A 20,831-nucleotide genomic window follows, 5' to 3' on the forward strand; every position below is an offset into this window, starting at 1 on the left:
CTGTAGGCCGGATGCGGCTGTTATGCCGCATCCGGCAACCACGCCTAGGCCAAATCAGCCATCAGCACTTTTGATCGCCGCTGATAGTTGTACATCTCTTTCTTGCTTTCCGGCAGCAGGTCGATATCCACCGGCGTGAAGCCGCGCTCCTGGAACCAGTGGATGCTGCGGGTGGTTAGTACGAACAGCTTACTCAGCCCCATTTGCCGGGCCTGCGCGGCGATCCGCTCCAGCAATACTTCCCCACGTGACGAACTACGGTAATCCGGGTGTACCGCCACGCAGGCCATTTCGCCAATCCTCTCTTCCGGGAAAGGATACAGTGCGGCGCAGGCGATGGTCAGGTTATCGCGCTGAATAATGGTGAATTTGTCGATCTCCATTTCCAGTTGCTCGCGGGAGCGGCGGACCAGAATGCCTTGTTGTTCCAGCGGACGGATCAGCTCCAGAATGCCACCGATATCGTTAATGGTGGCGCGGCGAATTTGCTCCGCGCTTTCCATCACGATTTGCGTACCGATGCCATCGCGTGAGAACAGTTCCTGCAGCAACGCGCCATCTTCCTGATAGCTGATCAGGTGGCAGCGGCGTACGCCACTGCGACAGGCTTTCACCGCACCACGCAGGAAGCGCACCGTACCTGAGCTGTAGTCACCTTTCTCTTCCTGTGACTCGACGCGCGCCTGGGCTTCGTTAGGGAACAATTCGGAAATAATATCGCCATCATCGTTGGTGACCCCTTGGGAGGAGCAAAAGCCAATCATTTTCTCCGCCTTCAGTTTGATAGCCAACTGCGTGGCGACCTCTTCTGACGTCAGATTGAAACTTTCACCGGTAACGGAAACGGCGACTGGCCCCATCAGGACTATCGCGCCACTGTCCAGTTGACGGTGAATGGCCTCTTCATCAATACGACGAATACGCCCGCTATGGCAGTAGTCCACACCGTCATCAACGCCCAGCGGCTGGGAGATAATAAAATTACCGCTGACCACATTGATATGCGCACCCTGCAATGGCGTATTATTCAGGCTCATTGACAGGCGGGCGGTAATATCAAGCTGGAGCAATCCCGCAGCCTGTTTGACCAGCTCCAGGGTTTTAGCGTCGGTGACGCGCGTATTTTTGTGGTACACCGGCTCATAATGATGCGCCGCAAGATTGGCATCAATCTGCGGTCGTGCGCCATAGACCACGACAAGGCGGATGCCGAGGCTATGAAGAAGCCCAATGTCATTGACGATACTGGAAAAGTTTTCATGCTCGATGGCTTCGCCGCCCAGCATAATGACAAACGTTTTTCCCCGATGGGTATTGATATAGGGAACAGAATGGCGGAATCCCTGTACCAGTTCGGTTCTACGCTCCTTCACCACGGCACACCCTCATTGCATGATTATTCGTAATTTGTGTATTTTTATTCTGTTTTGGTGCTGTGCGCAAGCGTAATTTTTACTCATGCCGAAGATTTTTTTCAGTAATGCCGTGAATATAAAAAGAATGTTTACCCTTTTATAGATGACAGATTATGCGTCATTCGTTAAAGTTTCCGGTCAATTCGGACGTTTTACGTATTACTTCAATAAAGATTTCTTTTGCTCGGGAGAAGCATGTCGGGATCCAATTCAGCAATCAGTCGCCGTCGTTTACTGCAAGGTGCGGGTGCTATGTGGCTTTTGAGCGTCAGTCAGGTTGGTCTGGCTGCCGTGAGTCAGGTCGTTGCCGTTCGTATCTGGCCTGCGTCCAGTTATACCCGCGTCACGGTGGAATCCAACCGTTTGCTGAAATACAAACAGTTTGCCCTGAGTAATCCTGAGCGTGTGGTTGTCGATATTGAAGGCGTTAATTTGAACTCGGTGCTTAAGGGCATCGGCGCGCAGATTCGTCCTGACGATCCCTATATTAAGTCGGCGAGAGTCGGGCAATTTGACCCGCAGACCGTGCGGATGGTGTTCGAGCTGAAACAGAATGTGAAGCCGCAACTCTTTGCCCTGGCCCCCGTCGCCGGTTTTAAAGAGCGTCTGGTCATGGATCTTTATCCTGCCAATGCGCAGGATGTTCAGGATCCGCTGCTGGCGCTGCTTGAAGATTACAACAAGGGCGATCTGGATAAACAGGTGCCGCCTGCGCAAAGTGGTCCGCAGCCGGGTAAAGCGGGGCGCGATCGTCCGATTGTCATTATGCTGGATCCCGGGCACGGTGGAGAAGACTCCGGTGCGGTGGGGAAATACAAGACGCGTGAAAAAGATGTGGTACTGCAAATTGCCCGTCGCCTGCGAGCCCTTATTGAGAAAGAGGGCAACATGAAGGTCTTTATGACGCGTAATGAAGATATATTCATTCCGCTAAAAGTGCGTGTGGCGAAAGCGCAGAAACAGCGTGCAGACCTGTTTGTCTCTATTCACGCCGATGCCTTTACCAGCCGGCAACCCAGCGGCTCATCGGTGTTTGCGCTCTCGACTAAAGGGGCGACCAGTACCGCGGCAAAATATCTGGCCCAAACCCAGAACGCCTCGGATCTCATCGGTGGCGTCAGCAAAAGCGGTGACCGTTATGTCGACCACACCATGTTCGATATGGTGCAATCGCTGACCATCGCCGACAGCCTGAAGTTTGGCAAAGCGGTGCTGAATAAGCTTGGTAAAATCAACAACCTGCATAAGAATCAGGTTGAGCAAGCCGGGTTCGCGGTGCTGAAAGCGCCGGATATTCCCTCTATCCTCGTGGAAACGGCATTTATCAGTAACGTCGAAGAAGAACGTAAGCTAAAGACGGCGACCTTCCAGCAGGAAGTGGCGGAGTCGATTCTGGCAGGGATTAAAGCTTACTTTGCCGATGGTGCGACGCTGGCGAGAAGGGGATAACAAAAAAGCGCTGAAAAGCGCTTTTTTTACGAACGACAGATACAAAAAAACACCCGTTAAGGTGCTTAATGTGTTGGTTGCGGGGGCCGGATTTGAACCGACGACCTTCGGGTTATGAGCCCGACGAGCTACCAGGCTGCTCCACCCCGCGTCCGTCTTTTTGCTTCGTATTTCAAACCACATCTGCGTTGGCTTTCCTCGTTCACCTCAGTCACTTACTGGAGTAAGCCCCTAAGGATTCACTGCGTCGCCGCCTTGCTGTGATTCGAACTACTTTGCAAAAATATTGCAGCAAATATGATTGGTTGCGGGGGCCGGATTTGAACCGACGACCTTCGGGTTATGAGCCCGACGAGCTACCAGGCTGCTCCACCCCGCGTCCGTCATTACTCTTCCATCGAGTAACGTTACTGCTTCTGATTTTAATTGGTTGCGGGGGCCAGATTTGAACTGACGACCTTCGGGTTATGAGCCCGACGAGCTACCAGGCTGCTCCACCCCGCGTCCGTCATTACTCTTCCATCGAGTAACGTTACTGCTTCTGATTTTAATTGGTTGCGGGGGCCAGATTTGAACTGACGACCTTCGGGTTATGAGCCCGACGAGCTACCAGGCTGCTCCACCCCGCGTCCGTGGATGCGCACTATACTCTGCTCGCATTTTCATGCAACCCTTTTTTCACCTTGATCACGTTTTAAGGGTGAAAATGAACAAAAACAACGTATTCTGGATTATTTTTTGCGCAAAATTTGCGTTCGGGTATGCATACGCATTTCATTAGGTACGGGGGTTTGTTATCTTCGTCTCGCATTCAGGCAACATAAGACGAGAACAATGAAAGGACGTTGGGCAAAATATCTTCTGGCGGGAGCAGTCGTTGCGATGCTCGCCGCGTGTTCCTCAAAACCCACCGATCGTGGGCAGCAGTATAAAGACGGGAAATTTACCCAGCCTTTCTCACTGGTGAACCAGCCTGATGCGGTTGGCGCGCCAATCAATGCCGGTGATTTCGCCGAGCAGGTTAATCAAATTCGCAGCGCTTCGCCGCGTTTGTACGGTAACCAGAGCAACGTCTACAACGCTATCCAGCAATGGTTACGTGCGGGCGGTGATACGCGCAGCATGCGTCAGTTTGGTATTGACGCGTGGCAAATGGAAGGGGCGGACAACTACGGTAACGTCCAGTTTACGGGTTATTACACGCCGGTTATTCAGGCGCGCCACACGCGTCAGGGCGAGTTCCAGTATCCTATCTATCGCATGCCGCCAAAACGCGGACGTTTACCCTCTCGTGCCGAGATCTACGCAGGCGCGCTAAGCGATAATTATATTCTGGCGTACAGCAACTCCCTGATGGACAACTTTATTATGGATGTTCAGGGCAGTGGCTATATCGATTTTGGCGACGGCAGCCCGCTAAACTTCTTTAGCTATGCCGGGAAAAACGGCCATGCCTATCGCAGTATCGGTAAGGTGTTGATTGATCGTGGCGAAGTGAAAAAAGAAGATATGTCGATGCAGGCCATTCGCCACTGGGGAGAGACGCACAGCGAGGCCGAAGTGCGTGAGCTGCTGGAGCAGAACCCATCGTTTGTCTTCTTTAAGCCGCAATCTTTTGCGCCGGTGAAAGGGGCCAGCGCGGTACCGCTGATTGGCCGCGCATCCGTGGCTTCTGACCGCAGTATCATTCCTGCGGGCACCACGTTACTGGCGGAAGTCCCCTTGCTGGACAATAACGGTAAGTTCACCGGTCAATATGAACTGCGCCTGATGGTGGCGCTGGATGTGGGCGGTGCGATTAAAGGCCAGCACTTTGATATCTATCAGGGCATTGGCGCTGACGCCGGACATCGTGCCGGGTGGTATAATCACTACGGTCGCGTATGGGTGCTGAAAACAGCGGCCAACGCGGGTAACGTATTTAGCGGTTAATTGCCGGATGGCGCTTCGCTTATCCGGCCTACATTACTGAGTAGGCCTGATAAGGCGTAGCCGCCATCAGGCAGTGATGCAGTCATCAAGGGCGGTATTTGTCCGCTCTTTTTGTTTTCTATATTTGAGGTTCTATGTCTGTGGTTATCAGTGATGCCTGGCGTCAGCGTTTTGGCGGCACGGCGCGGCTGTATGGCGAAAATGCGCTGCAGTTATTTGCCGGCGCGCATGTTTGCGTGGTCGGGATTGGCGGTGTGGGATCGTGGGCGGCGGAAGCGCTGGCGCGTACCGGCATTGGCGCGATTACGCTCATCGATATGGATGATGTTTGCGTTACCAATACTAACCGTCAGATCCATGCGCTGCGCGATAACGTTGGTTTAGCAAAAGCTGAGGTGATGGCGGAACGTATCCGCCAGATTAACCCGGAGTGCCGGGTGAACGTGGTCGATGATTTTGTTACGCCAGATAACGTTGCGGAGTATATGAATGCGGGTTATTCGTATGTCATCGATGCGATTGACAGCGTGCGCCCGAAAGCGGCGCTCATTGCGTACTGTCGGCGTAATAAGATTCCGCTGGTAACCACCGGCGGTGCGGGCGGGCAGATCGATCCGACGCAGATTCAGGTGGTTGATCTGGCAAAAACCATTCAGGATCCGCTGGCGGCCAAGCTGCGTGAGCGGCTGAAGAGTGATTTTGGCGTGGTGAAAAACAGTAAAGGCAAGCTGGGCGTGGATTGCGTGTTCTCGACCGAGGCGCTGGTTTACCCGCAGGCAGATGGCTCGGTGTGTGCCATGAAGGCGACGGCGGAAGGGCCGAAACGTATGGATTGCGCCTCAGGGTTTGGCGCCGCCACCATGGTGACGGCTACCTTTGGCTTTGTAGCCGTTTCCCATGCGCTGAAGAAGATGATGGCGAAAGCGGCGCGCCAGAGTTGATTGTGTCGGATGGCGTTATGCTTATCCGACCTACAGTTCGTGCGGTGTTATAGGCCGGATAAGACGCATCAGCCGTCGTCATCCGGCTTGCCGGGCAGCCTCAAGAATCGCCTCGTTCAACGCATGCAGGCCCTGGCTTCGCGAGGCGCTGAGTTGCGCGCTTAACCCTAACTCGTCAAATAGCGCCATGGGTGAATGCGCCCGTAACTCGGCTGCGGTTTTACCTTCAACGGCGGTGAGCAATACCGCCAACAGCCCGCGCACAATGCGGCCTTCGCTGTCGCCGAAGAAATGCAGGGTGCCATTCTCGTGCAGGGTATATCCCAGCCAGACGCGGTTTTCACATCCCGCAATCTCTTTTGCCTGCGCCCTTAGCGCCTCCGGCAGCGCCGGAAGCTGCTTACCCAGCAGAATTAGCTGACGATATTTATCCTCCCACTGGCTGAGCGGGGCAAACGTAGTACGCAACGTCTCTTCCGTTACGGTTGTGCCAAACGGGTGTCCGGCGAATAAAGGGCTTGTCATTAATCCACCAATATTTCCAGCGCGCGGTCAACGGCTGCGACCAACGCATCCACATCACTTTGCGTATTATAGGGCGCAAAAGAGGCGCGTAGGGTCCCGGATACGCCCAGCTCCGCCAGCAGTGGTTGTGCGCAGTGTTGCCCTGCGCGCAGCGCAATGCCATATTCGGCCAGCAGCGTCACCATATCACTGTGATGAACGCCAGCGAAATCAAAGGCTAACAGACTGGAGTCCTGACAACGGAAGGAACGAAAACCGGGACGTTTCGCCAGGGCGTCTTCTGCCAGCGTCGCCAGACCCCGGCTCCAGTTTTCGGCCTGCGCAACATCAATGTCCGCCAGCCACTCGAGCGCCGCGCTTAGCCCGATGACGCCAGCTACGTTAGGCGTACCGGCCTCAAGCTTCCAGGGGGCCGCCTGGGTGGTGAAACCGTCAAAGCTGACTTCGCTAATCATCTTGCCGCCGCCGAGCCACGGTGACATGGCTTCCAGTAATTCTGGCTTACCATACAGTACGCCAATACCGGTAGGGCCATACAACTTGTGGCCCGAGAAGGCATAGAAATCAATATCTAACTGCTGCACGTTAGCGGGAAAATGCACAATTCCCTGCGCGCCATCAACCATCACCACCATGCCAGCCGCATGGGCGAGCGTAATGGCGCGGGCTAAATCCGGGCAACCGCCGGTGACGTTCGACATCTGCCCCAGCGCCAGAATGCGACTGCGCGGAGTGATGAGCTCAACCAGACGCTCGACGTCCGGTAGCAAATGGGCGTTGAGCGGGAGTTTGACTACCTTAGCGCCCGTTTGCTCTGCCACCATCAGCCACGGAACGAGATTGGCATGATGTTCCGCCACGCTGACGATAATCTCATCGCCCGGCCGTAAGCGCGGACGCGCATAGCTTTGGGCAACCATGTTGACAGCTTCCGTTGTGCCACGGGTCCAGACTATCGTTTTGTCATCCGGGGCGTTGATCAGGCGCGCGGCCTTTTCCCGTGCGGCCTCATAGCGCGCGGTCAGGCGTTGCGCTTCGGCAAACTGGCTGCGATGCACGTTCCCGGCGCTCAGGCTATAAAATTGCTGGGTCGCCTCAATCACGGATTGCGGCTTCAGTGCAGTAGCAGCGCTGTCGAGGTAGACGCCGGCATCGTTGAGTGCGGGAAATTGTGCGCGAAACTGCGCGGGATTAAATGCGTTCATGGTCATCCTCAGTTCAATAAACCGATCGTCGCGCAAAACAGGCGCTGACACAAGGGTTGTGCTAACCATCGGAATACTCTGGATATCCTGGCAAAGTCCTCACAGTGTCTTATGCTAAATAGCGTTAGGCGAGCAATTTTGCCTGTTACGGAGTGTGTTTTTAATAGCATAAATCGCTTTAAGGAGAAGAAGATGAAAAAGACTGCCGCAATTATCTCTGCCTGTATGCTGACTTTTGCCCTGAGCGCCTGTTCTGGATCGAATTACGTGATGCACACCAACGATGGTCGATCAATCGTATCTGATGGCAAGCCACAGACCGACAATGAAACGGGAATGATTTCGTATAAAGACGCTAACGGCAACAAACAGCAGATCAACCGTACCGATGTGAAAGAGATGGTAGAACTGGATAACTAACCGGTCGCCATTGACATAAAGTCGGACAAAAAAAAGCACCGCAATTTGGCGGTGCTACATTAATCACTATGGACAGACAGGGTAAATGTACAGGAAGTGAAAAAGGGTAGCTTTGCTACCATGGTCTGAATCGCAGACCAATTGCAAACACAACAACACAACATCACAACCGTAAGCCAAAAGCCCACCAGAACACGCATTCCGATAAAACTTTTCGTTCCGGCTTCAGGAAGTGCCGCCACTATAGGTATTTGCTGGTAGAACCTCAACGGACAATTTATAATGGCTCAGATAAAAAAAACTAATAGGTTACATCCTGTTAGATAATTGTTAAATTCATTTAACATCAAAGCCTAAAAGTCATGTCAAAACGATTACCACCCCTAAATGCATTGCGTGTTTTTGATGCCGCAGCGCGCCATTTGAGCTTTACCCGCGCAGCGGAAGAGCTTTTTGTGACGCAGGCCGCAGTAAGTCATCAAATCAAGTCACTTGAGGATTTCCTGGGGCTGAAGCTGTTTCGTCGACGCAATCGATCTCTGCTGTTAACAGAAGAGGGTCAAAGCTATTTCCTCGACATCAAAGAGATTTTTTCGCAATTAACTGACGCGACGCGTAAACTTCAGGCACGCAGTGCAAAAGGTGCGCTTACCGTTAGTTTATTGCCCAGTTTCGCGATCCAATGGCTGGTGCCCAGACTCTCTAGCTTTAACTCAGCTTATCCGGGAATCGATGTCAGGATCCAGGCGGTGGACCGTCAGGAAGACAAACTGGCTGACGATGTTGATGTGGCGATTTTCTACGGACGCGGCAACTGGCCGGGTCTGCGCGTTGAAAAATTGTACGCAGAATATTTATTGCCGGTCTGCTCGCCGCTGTTACTTACTGGTGATAAGCCCCTGAAGACGCCGGATGATCTGGCAAAACACACATTGTTGCACGATGCGTCGCGGCGTGACTGGCAAGCCTATACGCGCCAGCTTGGCCTGAATCATATCAACGTACAGCAAGGACCTATCTTCAGCCATAGCGCCATGGTGCTACAGGCTGCTATCCATGGACAGGGGATTGCGCTGGCGAATAACGTTATGGCGCAGTCCGAAATTGAAGCCGGACGTCTGGTCTGTCCGTTTAACGATGTTCTGGTCAGCAAAAACGCGTTTTATCTGGTTTGTCATGACAGTCAGGCAGAACTGGGTAAAATAGCCGCCTTCCGTCAGTGGATACTGGCGAAAGCGGCCTCGGAACAAGAAAAATTCCGCTTTCGTTATGAACAATAAATTACGTAGGGTATTAACATGACCAGCCGTTTTATGCTGATTTTTGCCGCCGTAAGTGGTTTTATCTTTGTGGCGTTGGGCGCCTTTGGGGCACATGTTCTGAGTAAAACCCTGGGTGTCGTAGAAATGGGTTGGATCCAGACTGGCCTTGAGTATCAGGCGTTTCATACGCTGGCTATCTTCGGCCTGGCCGTCGCCATGCAGCGACGCATTAGCATTTGGTTTTACTGGAGTAGCGTGTTTCTGGCATTAGGAACGGTGCTGTTTAGCGGTAGCCTGTATTGCCTCGCGCTCTCCCATTTACGCCTGTGGGCGTTTGTTACCCCCGTCGGTGGTTTCAGCTTCCTTGTGGGCTGGGCGCTGATGTTAGTGGGCGCTATTCGATTGAAACGTAAGGGCGTTAGCCATGAATAAGGTTGTATTGTTGTGTCGCCCGGGTTTTGAAAAAGAGTGCGCCGCAGAAATTACGGATAAAGCAGGACGTCGGGAAATCTTCGGTTTCGCCCGTGTAAAAGACAATGCGGGCTATGTGATCTTCGAATGCTATCAGCAGGACGATGCCGAAAAGTTAGTGAAAGAGCTGCCGTTTAGCTCGTTGATTTTTGCCCGTCAAATGTTTGTGGTGGGCGAACTGCTGCAATATTTACCGCCGGAAGACCGTATTACGCCAATTGTCGGCATGTTGCAGGGCGTGGTGGAAAAAGGCGGCGATCTGCGAGTCGAAGTCGCCGACACCAATGAAAGCAAAGAGCTGGTTAAGTTCTGCCGTAAATTTACCGTACCGCTGCGCGCGGCGCTGCGCGAAGCGGGCGTACTGGCAAAATATGAAACGCCGAAACGTCCGGTGGTTCATGTTTTCTTTATCGCCCCTGGCTGTTGTTATACCGGTTATTCCTGGCCTGACAATAACTCCCCGTTCTACATGGGTATTCCGCGCCTGAAGTTCCCGGCCGATGCGCCGAGCCGCTCAACGCTGAAGCTGGAAGAGGCGCTGCATGTGTTCATTCCAGAAGATGAGTGGGACGAGCGTCTGGCCAATGGCATGTATGCCGTGGATTTAGGCGCATGTCCGGGCGGTTGGACCTATCAACTGGTTAAACGCAACATGTGGGTTTATTCCGTGGATAATGGTCCGATGGCGCAAAGCCTGATGGATACAGGGCAGGTCACCTGGCTGCGCGAAGACGGATTTAAGTATCGCCCGAATCGTAACAACATCTCGTGGATGGTGTGCGACATGGTGGAGAAACCGGCGAAGGTTGCCGCGCTGATGGCGCAGTGGCTGGTCAACGGCTGGTGTCGCGAGACGATCTTCAACCTCAAGCTGCCGATGAAAAAACGTTATGAAGAGGTATCGCAGAATCTGGCCTATATCCAGGCACAGCTTGATGAGCATGGCGTCAATGCCCAGATGCAGGCGCGTCAGTTGTATCATGATCGGGAAGAAGTGACCGTACACGTGCGTCGTCTGTGGGCGGCCGTCGGCGGTCGCCGGGACGAGCGATAACGCTAAACATAGACCGGATGGCGGCGTAAACGTCTTATCCGGTCTATGTTGTTTCAATCAGCTGCGTATCTGACACGATATGCGTCACACCATCCAGACGCCCAATCCGGGCCTCCCCGGAACGATTAAACTTACTTTTATCGATCAGCAATAATGATTGCGATGCGCGCTTAAGCAGAATGGATTTGAAGTCTGCGTTGGTGGCATTGGAGTCCCAGAGCGTGCCGTCGCTGTCGATCCCTTCGCAGGAAAAAATAAACAGGTCGATATCGAGGGATTTTAGCTGCGAGATGAGCGCGGGATTAACATAACAGCCGTATTTACGTTCAAGGCGGCCGCCAGAGCTGATGAGCTGAATGTGTTCGCGTTTTGCCAATTCCTGGCAAATGGGTTGGCTGTTGGTAAAAACCTGAATGTCGATGTCCGGTAGCTGACGCGCCAGATACCAGCAGGTTGAGCTGGCGTCTAAGGCGATCACCATTCCTTCTTCAATCCATGCCAGCGCTTCCCGCGCAATATCCGCTTTGTGCGCATAGTGGCTTTTGAGTCGAATATGAAACGGGTCGCCACTGTCCTGATTTTTCCGGTGAATGGCCTTGGCCCGTCCGTGATTGCGTAGCACTTTTCCCTGGGTTTGTAATTCACTGAGATCGCGGCGGATGGTCTCTTTGCTGACGTTAAGCTGAAATGACAGGGCTTCGGTTGTCAGGCTTTTGTGGTGGGTAAGCAGATCTACGATGGCCTGCTGGCGCGCCGCTTTCATGTTCTGATCCTCATTTTATGCAGAATGCCCGTACCAGACGGGCATGCTGACCAGAGATTATGGCGTTACCCCTTTTTTTAAAAGAATATTCCCGTACTTTGCCCGTTCTCCTGTGATAACGATCGCAAACGCCTTTTGCGCGCGTTCGTAAAAGGCATAACGGTCAATACGCGTGATGTCTGGGCAGGGGGTCTGTAAGGAAAGCGCCTGGCGATAGCGAGCCTCGACGTCAGGATCGAGAGCGTCGCCTTCTACTGCCGCCATCATCACCAGCGGCGGGGCGTAGCTGTCCAGTTCAAAAAGCGGAATAATCGCCTGCAGCAGATCGCTGACCAGCAGACCGTCGGCGCGAATCACCTGCGGTCCCATGCTGTGAGCCGGAAAATGGGCATCGGAAAAGATAATCTCATCGCCGTGACCCATTTCAGCCAGCACCTTCAGCAGGTCGGGAGAAATTAAGGGTGATATCGTTTTGAGCATGTTACTCGACTCCTGTCAGTTCAGATTCGGTTTGCGGATAGAAGTAACGGTACTGGTAGCTCACCTGGGCACGAGCCTGTTCCGGGGTGGTAAATTCACCCATACCTGACCAGGCAAACATTGCGGCGCCTGCCACGGTGGTTTCGGCGTCATCCAGCACTTTGACAGGGATCCCGAGAACGTTAGCTTTAATCTGGTTCCACAATGCGTTACGGCTGCCCCCGCCAACCAATAACAATTCAGAGGCCTGGAAATGACCGATTTTTTCCAGCGTGTGCAAATTCTGCTGCAACTGTTCTGTCAGTCCTTCCAGCGCGGCGCGATAAAAATGCCCGCGGGTGGTATTGAGCGTAACCCCTTGCCAGCCCGCATTCTGAGAGGCCAGCAGGTTGCAGTGCATCTTGACGCCGTCTGCGCCAGCAGGAATGGACCGGGCTTCGTCAATCAGCGTCTGCCAGGGCGTTTCGGCAGTCCAAAACAGCTTACGCACCCATTCGAGTACGCCGGAGGCCAGCCACTGCATGCCGGGATTGTACAGTCCGGCCTGGCTGTCTAATTCACAAGTGGAACCCGCATAACGGCTGAGCAGAGAGGTGTTCACCTGCGCACTGCGCACCATCAGAATTTCCCATGTACCGGAAGAGAGCACCGGTTCGTCTGGCTGAGCCCCCGCGCCAAACAGCGCAAACTGCGTGTCGTGCCCGGCAGATATCACCGGAATACCCACTGAAAGCCCGAGCAGGATGGCGGCCTCGTGTTGCAGTGCCCCAATCTGTTCGCCCGCTTCCACCAGACGTGGAAACAGTCGGCGCGGTATGCCTGTTGCCTGCAAAATGTCATCACTGAAATCGCGCTGCTGGATGTTCAGCATCTGGCTGGTGCCCGCCATAGTGATATCTGTGGTGAACTCGCCGGTTAAACGGTGGTTGATAAGCGACGAAATAAACAGCCAGGCGTGTGCCTGTTCGAGCAATTGTGGGTGGTTTTCTTTCAGCCACACCAGTTTATACAGGGTATTGAAGCTGAACGCGCCGACGCCGGAGATTTCCTGCAGTTGCTGGGGCGACATGTAGCGATGGATATTTTCCATCACTGCTGCGGTGCGCGGGCATTTCCAACTGATTACCGGATATAACTGTTTGCCGTGTTGATCGACCAGCGTACCGTCTACGCCGAAGGTGGTGACGGCGATCCCACAGATACGGCAATTGGCCAGTTGCGTAGAGAGCCGCTGACAGCAGTCGGCGAAACGTTGCAAAATGGCCTCCAGCGACCACTGATGCCAGGCCCCGTTCTCTGCGGCAATATCACTGGCGTTGGGCGTTGAGGCGCGGGCGATAATTTTTCCCTGTCGGTCAACGGCAATGGCCCGCACGTTGGTCGCGCCGCAGTCAAGTACCAGGATAACGTCTTGTTTCATAACAACTCCTGAAACGCTACCGGATGGCGCTACGCTTATCCGGCCTACGGTTCACTCGTCCGTAGGCCCGGTAAGCTTGCGCCACCGGGCAAAGCCACATTAACGTTTATACAGCGGGCCGTAGTTTTGGCAGGCACGATAATCCTGGCCTTCGCTATCCATACCGTGGGCTGCCCAGGCTGAAGGACGATAGATTTTTTCGTCTTCCACGTTGTGCATACAAACCGGAATACGCAGCATGGCGGCAAGGGTAATAAAATCCGCGCCGACGTGGCCTATCGTCAGCACACCGTGGTTTGCGCCCCAGTTAGCCATGACGGAATAGACATCGCTGAATGGACCTTTACCGGTTAAGCGCGGCGCAAACCAGGTGGTCGGCCAGGTCGAGTTGGTACGCGCATCAAGCTGAGCATGCACCTCTTTTGGTAACTCCACGCTCCAGCCTTCGGCGATTTGCAGCACCGGTCCTAACCCTTTGATAATATTGATACGAGTCATGGTGAATGGCACACCGCCCTCGGTCAGGAAGCGAGAGGAGTAACCGCCGCCGCGGAAGTATTCGTGAATAGCCGGACACCATTCGGTCGCCGCCAGACAATCATCGGCCTCTTTCTGCGAAATTTCCCAGTGCGGCTTCATGGTTGGTTTCCCTGCGCCATCTCGCTGTTTGCAGGAACCATCCAGGGCTGCCGATCCAGAGTTGATCAGGTGAATAATGCCGTGCTCAGCCAGCCCGGTCAGCGGTTTACCCGTGACACGCTCCACCGCCTCTGGCGACCAGTAGGTGCGCACATCAGCAAAAACCTGTGCTGTACCGGTGAGTTGGTGACCAAACAGCATCGCTACGCCGTTGAGACTGTCGTTTTCAGTCGCGACAACGAACGGCTCACGCACACCATTCCAGTCGAAGGAGCTATTCAGCAGTGCTTCGGCAGTGTCGCCGTTTGGATATTGATCTGTCCAGTGACGCTGGCCCTGGAAGCCCGCGGCAATCGCGTTGTAACCCAGCGATTCTTCAACACGACCTTTGTCTGCCAGTTTCTGATTGCCTTGCATCATGTCGCGGATGCACATCGCCATCAGCAGGCTTTCTTTCAGTACCGCGCGGCTCTGCTCTTCGTTACGCTTATACTGTTGCGCGTTCTGATCTTCGCCGTAGCGGAAATGCTTGTCTGCCCACGCCAGTGCGATATCCAGTTCAGCTTCGTCATAAATTTTCTGATCAATTCGACGGCGAAGTTCAGTCATATCAACAGGTTGAACCTTCATTCCCAGCCAGGATTCAAAGAAGTTATGATCGACAATAGAACCGGCGATGCCCATAGAAACGCCGCCTACGGATAAATAGCTTTTACCTTTCATACTGGCAACGGCTAAGCCCGCCCGGGTGAAACGCAGCAGTTTTTCTTCGACGTCGGCGGGGATGGTGGTGTCGCCGGCATCCTGTACGTCGTGACCGTAAATGGAGAACGCGGGCAGACCTTTTTGATTATGCGCAGCCAGCGCGGCAGCAAGATAAACGGCGCCAGGGCGTTCTGTGCCGTTAAAGCCCCAGATAGCTTTCGGACGCATCGGATCCATGTCGATGGTTTCGCTGCCGTAACACCAGCAGGGGGTAACGGTAATCGTTACGCCAACATTTTGGCTGCTGAACTTTTCTTCACAGGCTGCGGATTCCGCCAGACCGGCAATACAGGTGTCGGCAATTACACATTCAATTTGTGCGCCACAGGCATGGCGAAGTTTTTCCGTAATAAGCGCGGCGGTGGCTTTCGCCATATTCATGGTTTGCTCTTCAAGCGACTCACGTACCCCCATACGACGGCCATCAATAACCGGGCGGATACCAATCTTCGGTAAGCTATTTTTTCTCATTCGAGGTTCCTCATCTCACTTTGTGCCGTGCTGCAAAAGCGGATGTTGAACACCACTGTCGCAGTTGGCTGAATTACCCATTTTTGCTAACTCGAGTTAGCTTAGGTATTGGAGAGTTTTTTACACAACTTTTTTGTTATGGAACTGTGAGAGGCTTCACGAGAAGTGGTTAAAATTCGATCTGCGTCAAATAAACAAATACGTAGATTTTTAATAAAAACCTTTTAAATCATAAATATACAATAAATTGTCTGTTCAGCATCACAGTTTTAAACCAAATGATTTGGCTAATTTGAGTAGCTAAAATAGCTTTAAAAGGCACTTCGCTAACTCGAGTTAGCATAATTGATAAAACGCATATGAACTTGTAAGTAGTATTCGCATTAACGGTGACGATGGCCCTCTGGAATCTTGTTTTCGCCTGATTCACTGACTGCAGTTTCTGTATATTGAGGAAAGCAGCAATGTCTGAAACATTTTTACAGATGAGTCATATTACGAAACGTTTTCCCGGCGTATTAGCGTTGAGTAATGTGGATTTTGCTTTACACAAAGGTGAGGTTCATGCGCTGCTGGGTGAGAATGGCGCAGGAAAATCTACGTTGATGAAGATCTTATCCGGTGTTTATCAGCCTGATGAAGGGGAGATTATTTTTGAGGGGCAGCCGGTTACTTTCGCTAACCCGTTAAGTGCGCAAAGTGCAGGTATCACGATTATTCATCAGGAATTTAACCTATTCCCTGAACTCACCGTTGAAGAAAATATATTTATTGGCAGGGAGTTTTGCAAAAATAATCGCTGGCGTCTGGATGAAAAACAACAGCGACAGGCTGCGATCGATATTTTGCAAAAGTTAAACCTGAATATCGCCCCAGACACGTTGGTTGCCGATCTGACCGTTGCTCAACAACAAATGGTTGAGATAGCTAAAGCGATATCGGTCAATGCCAAGATTCTTATTATGGATGAACCTACGGCGGCACTGACGGAAACGGAAATCGACAGCTTGTTTCAGGTAACCCGTTTATTGAAAGAACAGGGGACTGGCATTGTTTACATTTCGCACCGACTGGAGGAGCTGGCGCTGATAGCCGATCGCGCTACGGTAATGCGCGATGGGCAGTTTATTGCCACCGTGGATTATGATGCGGTCAAAATTAGCGACCTGATTGCCATGATGGTCGGGCGTGACCTCGGTAATATTTATCCTCGCCGTGAACCTTTGGCTCAACGTAAGCCTGTGTTGGAAGTGAGTGGGCTGACGCGTAATGGTGTATTGAACAATATTGATTTCACGCTTTACCAAGGAGAAATCCTGGGCTTCGCCGGTCTGATGGGCGCAGGGCGTACTGAGCTGGCGCGGGCGATTTTTGGCGCGGATCCCATTGATGGTGGAACCCTTAAGCTGAACGGTAAAGTTACGGTGATTAAAGATATTCCTGATGCTATCCAACAGGGTATCAGCTATTTAACCGAGGACCGGAAAAAAGAGGGACTGGCATTAGGACTGTCCGTTGAGCGCAATATTATGTTGGGCAATTACCCTGAGTATTCCGATCGTTTTGGCAATGTGGACAGCAAACGTTGCCAGAAAACCAGCGAGGAACAGGTTAAAGCCCTACGTATTAAAACACCACATTTAGAGCAAGCCGCCTTGAATTTAAGTGGTGGTAATCAGCAGAAAATTATTATTGCCCGATGGGTGTGTAAAGACACCGATATTCTCATCTTTGATGAACCCACTCGCGGGATTGATGTGGGGGCCAAGCTTGAAATTTATGAATTAATGAATCGGCTGGTGGCAAAAGGGAAATCAATTATCATGATCTCCTCTGAATTACCGGAAGTGCTGGGTATGTGCGATCGCATTTTAGTGATGCGTAATGGGCGTATTACCGGGGAGCTAGCTTCTGATGACGCCACACAAGAAAAAATCATGCAATATGCGACGTTAGAGGACTAACTTATGACTATCTCTGTAACCTCTTCAGACAGCAATAATAAGAAAATAAAAATTAACAAAGAACTTTTAATGCGCCTTGCGCCACTTTTAAGTCTGATTATTTTGGTAATATTTTTTAGTTTTGGTTCGCCATTTTTCTTTAACACTGAAAACATTATGACAATTGCCCTGCAAACCTCGGTGATTGGCATTATGGCGATTGGCGTTACCTTCGTCATTATCACTTCAGGGATCGACCTTTCTCTCGGTTCAGTCGTGGCATTTTCTGGTGTCGCGGTAGGTATCTGCGCCACGCTAGGTCTGCCTCTGCCCGTCTGTATTTTTGCGGGTGTACTGGCTGGAGGATTATGCGGCTATATCAATGGTCTGCTGGTCACCAAAATGACTATCCCGCCTTTTATCGCCACGCTGGGTCTGATGATGTCCGTCAGAGGTATCAATATGGTGATGACCGATGGCCGCGCGATTTACTTCGCTGATTACCCCACCTTCAAAATGCTGGCCCAGGGACGGTTGTTTGATGTGCTGCCCTATCCCGTTTTTTACCTGGTGGTGGTGGCGCTCATCGCCGCGTACATCCTGAAGAAAACGGTGATAGGCCGCTATGTTTACGCGGTGGGCAGTAATGAGGTGGCGGCACATCTTTCCGGGATTAAAGTGCAGCGCGTGAAAATTTTCGTCTACGCCTTTTGTGGTCTGCTGACCGGGATTGCCGGGGTCATTCTGGCCTCACGTTTAAACTCCGGGCAGCCGACGGTCGGTGTGGGTTATGAGCTGGAAGCCATCGCGGCGGTCGTTATTGGCGGTACCAGTCTGATGGGCGGGATTGGCACCATCGGCGGCACCATCATTGGCGCATTCATTATGAGCGTGTTGAAAAATGGTCTGAACCTGATGGGTGTTTCCCAGTTCTGGCAAATGGTGGCCATGGGGGTAGTGGTCATTGCTGCGGTTTATCTCGACACATTACGCAAAAAAATTCGTTGATTTACGCTCCCGGAAGTCACGGGACATCATAACCCTGACGTTTAGGGTGACTCACTCAGAACGGAGTAAAACAATGAGAACCAGGAATTTTGTCTATGCGTTATCCCTGCTGGCCTGTATGACATCCAGCGTTTTGGCTAAAGATATGAATCTTCCCGTGGTCAGTAAAGGTTTCCAGCATGAATTCTGGCAAACCGTAAAAATGGGGACGGAAGCGGCAGCAAAAGAGTTGGGTGACAAAACCAGCTATGTGGGCCCGGCGGATGAAACTCAGATTGCCGAGCAGATTCAGTTAGTTGAAAACGCGATGGCGCAAAAACCTAATGGACTATTACTGGCCGCGTTAGATGCCAATGCGCTGGCGCCATTAGTTGAGACCGCAAATTCACGCGGCATTAAAGTTGTGACCTTTGACTCCGGTGTGAATTCTGATATTCCGGTCAGTTTTGTCGCCACGAATAACCGTAAAGCCGGGGCTGAAGCGGCAGACGCGCTGGCAGCGGAAGTGGGCAACAAAGGAAAAGTGGGCATTATTGCGCACGTAGCAGGGACCTCCTCAGCGATTGAGCGTTCAGAAGGGTTTATTGCCCGCATGAAGGAGAAATATCCGGATATCCAGGTGCTACCGGTCCAGTATAGCGATGGCGATCCGCAAAAAGCGATGGATAAAACCATCGATATGATTCAGGCCAACCCGGATATTGCAGGGATTTATGGCACGAATGAAGGCTCAACGCTCGGCGTAGCAAACGCAATTGATAGTCAAAACCTGAAAGGCAAAGTGAAGGTGATTGGTTTTGACAGCACCGAGGCCATTATTGCCTTCCTGAAGTCCGGGGTGATTCAGGGCTTTGTTGTGCAGGACGCCTACCAGATTGGCTATCAGGGTATCAAGACGCTGAATGCGGCGGTATCCGGTCAGTCTGTACCAAAAGAGATTGATATTCCGGTGAAATTCGTTAGTGCGAAGAACATTGATACCCCAGAAATTGACAAGCTGTTACACCCATTCGGTAAAAAATAAGAGCGTTGGGGCGAGGTACTCGCCCCACTATTAGCTAACGTCAGGGAGTTACTATGAGCAGTGGATATTTCCTCGGTGTGGATGTCGGCTCTGCCAGTGTCAGGGCGGGTGTGTTCGATGCCAGCGGCAAACGTCTGGCCTTTGCGACACGCCCTATCTCGCAGTTTCGACCCGGCCCCGATCGGGTTGAGCAGTCATCTGCAGAAATCTGGCAGCAGGTTTGCGATGCGGTTAAGGGGGCAGTATCGTCATCCGGGATCTGCATTGAGGATATCCGTTCACTGGGATTCGATGCCACTTGTTCATTGGTGGCTCTCGACGAGCAGGGGCAGGGCCTGGCGGTTTCACCTGGCGAACCATCAGACCATAACATCATCATGTGGATGGATCATCGCGCGGTGCAGGAAGCTCAGCATATTAACGCTACGCAGGATCCGGCTCTACGTTACGTTGGCGGTGAAGTCAGCGTCGAAATGGAGCTTCCCAAGGTGCTGTGGCTAAAAAAACACTTTCCTGCAACCTGGCACAGTGCGCATCGTTTTTACGATTTGGCTGACTATCTTGTCTGTAAAGCCACCGGGAGTGACGTTGCCGGTCTGTGTACGCTGACCTGTAAATGGAACTATCTGGCCCATGAACAACGCTTTAGCCACTCTCTGCTCGACGCCGTAGAGTTAACGGATTTAACGGGCAAAATCCCGTCGCATATTCTTCCGCCAGGCGCCGCCGTGGGAACGCTTAGCGCCGATGCGGCCCAGGCGCTGGGGCTGACGACGGCTGTTGTCGTCGCCAGTGGGATGATTGATGCCCATGCAGGCGGTTTGGCGCTTGCTGGCGTTGAGCCTACGGGAACGTTAGCGTTGATTAGCGGAACGTCAAACTGCCATATGCTGTGCAGCAAACAGGAAATTTATACGCCGGGCGTATGGGGACCGTATTGGTCTGCCATGCTGCCTGGTTACTGGTTGACGGAGGGAGGGCAAAGCGCTGCTGGGGCATTGGTCGACTGGACGCTTCAGGAATCAGGCGCGAGTGCCGAGCTATTTCATAAGGCCGAGGCGCGGGGTTGCCATCCGATCGTTTTAGTCAACGAATGGGTTGCGGAACTTGAGAGGAAGGAGTCTGAACCTGGTCGTTATTTGCATGTGCTGGCCGATCACCATGGCAATCGCTCCCCCCGCGCGCGACCCGATGCACGGGGCAGCGTCTGCGGCTTGACTCTTGAGCGAGGCGAGATGCAGGTGGCTCGCCTGTACCTGGCGACGTTACAGGCGATTGCCTGCGGCACGCGGCACATTATGGAAGTGATGCGTGAAAACGGCCATACCATTTCCCGACTGGCGCTGTGCGGCGGCGCAACGCATAACCCGCTGTGGATGCGGGAATATGCCGATGCTACCGGATGCGATATTCATCTTATGCAGGAGGAAGATGCAGTGACGTTAGGGGCAGCTATCACCGGCGCGGTAGCAAGCGGCGCGTGGGCGAATATTCCATCTGCATGCCAGGCGATGGTTCGCTCCGGCGAGATTATTAAGGCTAATCCGGCGCGGCGGGATTTCTATGACCGCAAATACCAGGCTTATCTGATGATGTGGGATCAGCAGCAGGCGATTAATCAACTTATGCAGTAAGACAAAAGTT

At 52.6% G+C, this 20,831-nt stretch carries 18 protein-coding genes and 4 tRNA genes; 11 read left to right on the plus strand and 11 right to left on the minus strand.

What is annotated here, in order from left to right; genetic code table 11:
• Window positions 1-44 precede the first annotated feature (44 nt).
• The gene (argA, locus tag FDW97_RS22035; RefSeq protein ID WP_038633289.1) at window positions 45-1,376 is read right to left on the minus strand and encodes an amino-acid N-acetyltransferase; all 1,332 of its coding nucleotides are present in this window, start codon (window positions 1,374-1,376) and stop codon (window positions 45-47) included.
• 234 nt (window positions 1,377-1,610) lie between these two features.
• Between argA and amiC the strand changes: the two genes are divergently transcribed.
• Complete coding sequence (gene amiC, locus FDW97_RS22040; RefSeq protein ID WP_042310761.1) at window positions 1,611-2,864, plus strand: N-acetylmuramoyl-L-alanine amidase AmiC; 1,254 nt, start codon at window positions 1,611-1,613, stop codon at window positions 2,862-2,864.
• A gap of 74 nt (window positions 2,865-2,938) precedes the next feature.
• On the opposite strand, the gene FDW97_RS22045 is transcribed toward amiC, so the two are convergent.
• The 4 genes from FDW97_RS22045 to FDW97_RS22060 form a co-directional block, all read right to left on the minus strand.
• Window positions 2,939-3,015 (minus strand) — tRNA-Met (locus FDW97_RS22045).
• Between the two features lie 151 nt (window positions 3,016-3,166).
• A tRNA-Met gene (locus tag FDW97_RS22050) sits at window positions 3,167-3,243 on the minus strand.
• Window positions 3,244-3,291: 48 nt separating this feature from the next.
• Window positions 3,292-3,368, minus strand: a tRNA-Met gene (locus FDW97_RS22055).
• 48 nt (window positions 3,369-3,416) lie between these two features.
• Window positions 3,417-3,493 (minus strand) — tRNA-Met (locus FDW97_RS22060).
• A 205-nt stretch (window positions 3,494-3,698) separates the two neighbouring features.
• Between FDW97_RS22060 and mltA the strand changes: the two genes are divergently transcribed.
• Together mltA and tcdA are read left to right on the plus strand one after the other, a co-directional pair.
• Complete coding sequence (mltA, locus tag FDW97_RS22065) at window positions 3,699-4,796, plus strand: murein transglycosylase A (protein WP_042310759.1); 1,098 nt, start codon at window positions 3,699-3,701, stop codon at window positions 4,794-4,796.
• 134 nt (window positions 4,797-4,930) lie between these two features.
• Entirely contained in the window at window positions 4,931-5,737 is an 807-nt protein-coding gene (tcdA, locus tag FDW97_RS22070) for a tRNA cyclic N6-threonylcarbamoyladenosine(37) synthase TcdA (RefSeq protein WP_038633280.1), read from the plus strand.
• Window positions 5,738-5,815: 78 nt separating this feature from the next.
• Here tcdA and csdE read toward each other — a convergent pair whose 3' ends face one another.
• Together csdE and csdA are read right to left on the minus strand one after the other, a co-directional pair.
• Window positions 5,816-6,262, minus strand: coding sequence for a cysteine desulfurase sulfur acceptor subunit CsdE (gene csdE / locus FDW97_RS22075; RefSeq protein ID WP_069324527.1), 447 nt, complete (start codon window positions 6,260-6,262; stop codon window positions 5,816-5,818).
• Window positions 6,262-7,467 (minus strand): cysteine desulfurase CsdA, encoded by a 1,206-nt coding sequence (gene csdA, locus FDW97_RS22080; protein ID WP_085048929.1) that lies wholly within the window; start codon window positions 7,465-7,467, stop codon window positions 6,262-6,264. The genes csdE and csdA overlap by 1 nt, the downstream gene beginning before the upstream one ends.
• Before the next feature lie 192 nt (window positions 7,468-7,659).
• Here csdA and FDW97_RS22085 point away from each other — a divergent pair, with 192 nt between their 5' ends.
• The 4 genes from FDW97_RS22085 to rlmM all read left to right on the plus strand — a co-directional run bounded on the left by FDW97_RS22085 (window position 7,660) and on the right by rlmM (window position 10,674).
• Entirely contained in the window at window positions 7,660-7,887 is a 228-nt protein-coding gene (locus FDW97_RS22085) for a YgdI/YgdR family lipoprotein (protein WP_016154261.1), read from the plus strand.
• A 362-nt stretch (window positions 7,888-8,249) separates the two neighbouring features.
• Entirely contained in the window at window positions 8,250-9,167 is a 918-nt protein-coding gene (gene gcvA / locus FDW97_RS22090) for a glycine cleavage system transcriptional regulator GcvA (RefSeq protein ID WP_038633269.1), read from the plus strand.
• An 18-nt stretch (window positions 9,168-9,185) separates the two neighbouring features.
• The gene (locus tag FDW97_RS22095) at window positions 9,186-9,581 is read left to right on the plus strand and encodes a DUF423 domain-containing protein (RefSeq protein WP_003034037.1); all 396 of its coding nucleotides are present in this window, start codon (window positions 9,186-9,188) and stop codon (window positions 9,579-9,581) included.
• Window positions 9,574-10,674 carry a 23S rRNA (cytidine(2498)-2'-O)-methyltransferase RlmM gene (gene rlmM, locus FDW97_RS22100; RefSeq protein WP_038633266.1) on the plus strand — a complete coding sequence of 367 codons (1,101 nt, stop codon included), beginning with the start codon at window positions 9,574-9,576 and terminating at the stop codon, window positions 10,672-10,674. Before FDW97_RS22095 ends, rlmM begins: the two co-directional genes overlap by 8 nt.
• Before the next feature lie 43 nt (window positions 10,675-10,717).
• Here the strand turns inward: rlmM and fucR are convergent, their stop codons facing one another.
• The 4 genes from fucR to fucI form a co-directional block, all read right to left on the minus strand.
• On the minus strand, window positions 10,718-11,437 hold the full coding sequence (gene fucR, locus FDW97_RS22105) for an L-fucose operon activator (RefSeq protein WP_137351629.1): 720 nt from the start codon (window positions 11,435-11,437) through the stop codon (window positions 10,718-10,720).
• A 57-nt stretch (window positions 11,438-11,494) separates the two neighbouring features.
• Window positions 11,495-11,917: an L-fucose mutarotase gene (fucU, locus tag FDW97_RS22110; RefSeq protein WP_006686989.1), complete on the minus strand. Its 423-nt coding sequence runs from the start codon at window positions 11,915-11,917 to the stop codon at window positions 11,495-11,497.
• Window position 11,918: 1 nt separating this feature from the next.
• A complete protein-coding gene (fucK, locus tag FDW97_RS22115; RefSeq protein ID WP_137351630.1) occupies window positions 11,919-13,337 on the minus strand; it encodes an L-fuculokinase in 1,419 nt (472 codons plus the stop codon).
• A gap of 99 nt (window positions 13,338-13,436) precedes the next feature.
• Complete coding sequence (gene fucI, locus FDW97_RS22120; RefSeq protein ID WP_087856950.1) at window positions 13,437-15,212, minus strand: L-fucose isomerase; 1,776 nt, start codon at window positions 15,210-15,212, stop codon at window positions 13,437-13,439.
• A 464-nt stretch (window positions 15,213-15,676) separates the two neighbouring features.
• Between fucI and FDW97_RS22125 the strand changes: the two genes are divergently transcribed.
• From FDW97_RS22125 to FDW97_RS22140, 4 genes are all read left to right on the plus strand, one after another.
• Window positions 15,677-17,176: a sugar ABC transporter ATP-binding protein gene (locus FDW97_RS22125; protein ID WP_069324532.1), complete on the plus strand. Its 1,500-nt coding sequence runs from the start codon at window positions 15,677-15,679 to the stop codon at window positions 17,174-17,176.
• A gap of 3 nt (window positions 17,177-17,179) precedes the next feature.
• Window positions 17,180-18,163, plus strand: a complete 984-nt coding sequence (locus FDW97_RS22130; RefSeq protein WP_042310741.1) for an ABC transporter permease — start codon at window positions 17,180-17,182, stop codon at window positions 18,161-18,163.
• Window positions 18,164-18,236: 73 nt separating this feature from the next.
• Complete coding sequence (locus tag FDW97_RS22135) at window positions 18,237-19,187, plus strand: ABC transporter substrate-binding protein (RefSeq protein WP_061382372.1); 951 nt, start codon at window positions 18,237-18,239, stop codon at window positions 19,185-19,187.
• Between the two features lie 53 nt (window positions 19,188-19,240).
• Window positions 19,241-20,821 carry an FGGY-family carbohydrate kinase gene (locus tag FDW97_RS22140; RefSeq protein WP_137351631.1) on the plus strand — a complete coding sequence of 527 codons (1,581 nt, stop codon included), beginning with the start codon at window positions 19,241-19,243 and terminating at the stop codon, window positions 20,819-20,821.
• Window positions 20,822-20,831 lie beyond the last annotated feature (10 nt).

The organism is Citrobacter sp. wls708 (assembly GCF_005281255.1).
Lineage (GTDB): Bacteria > Pseudomonadota > Gammaproteobacteria > Enterobacterales > Enterobacteriaceae > Citrobacter > Citrobacter werkmanii.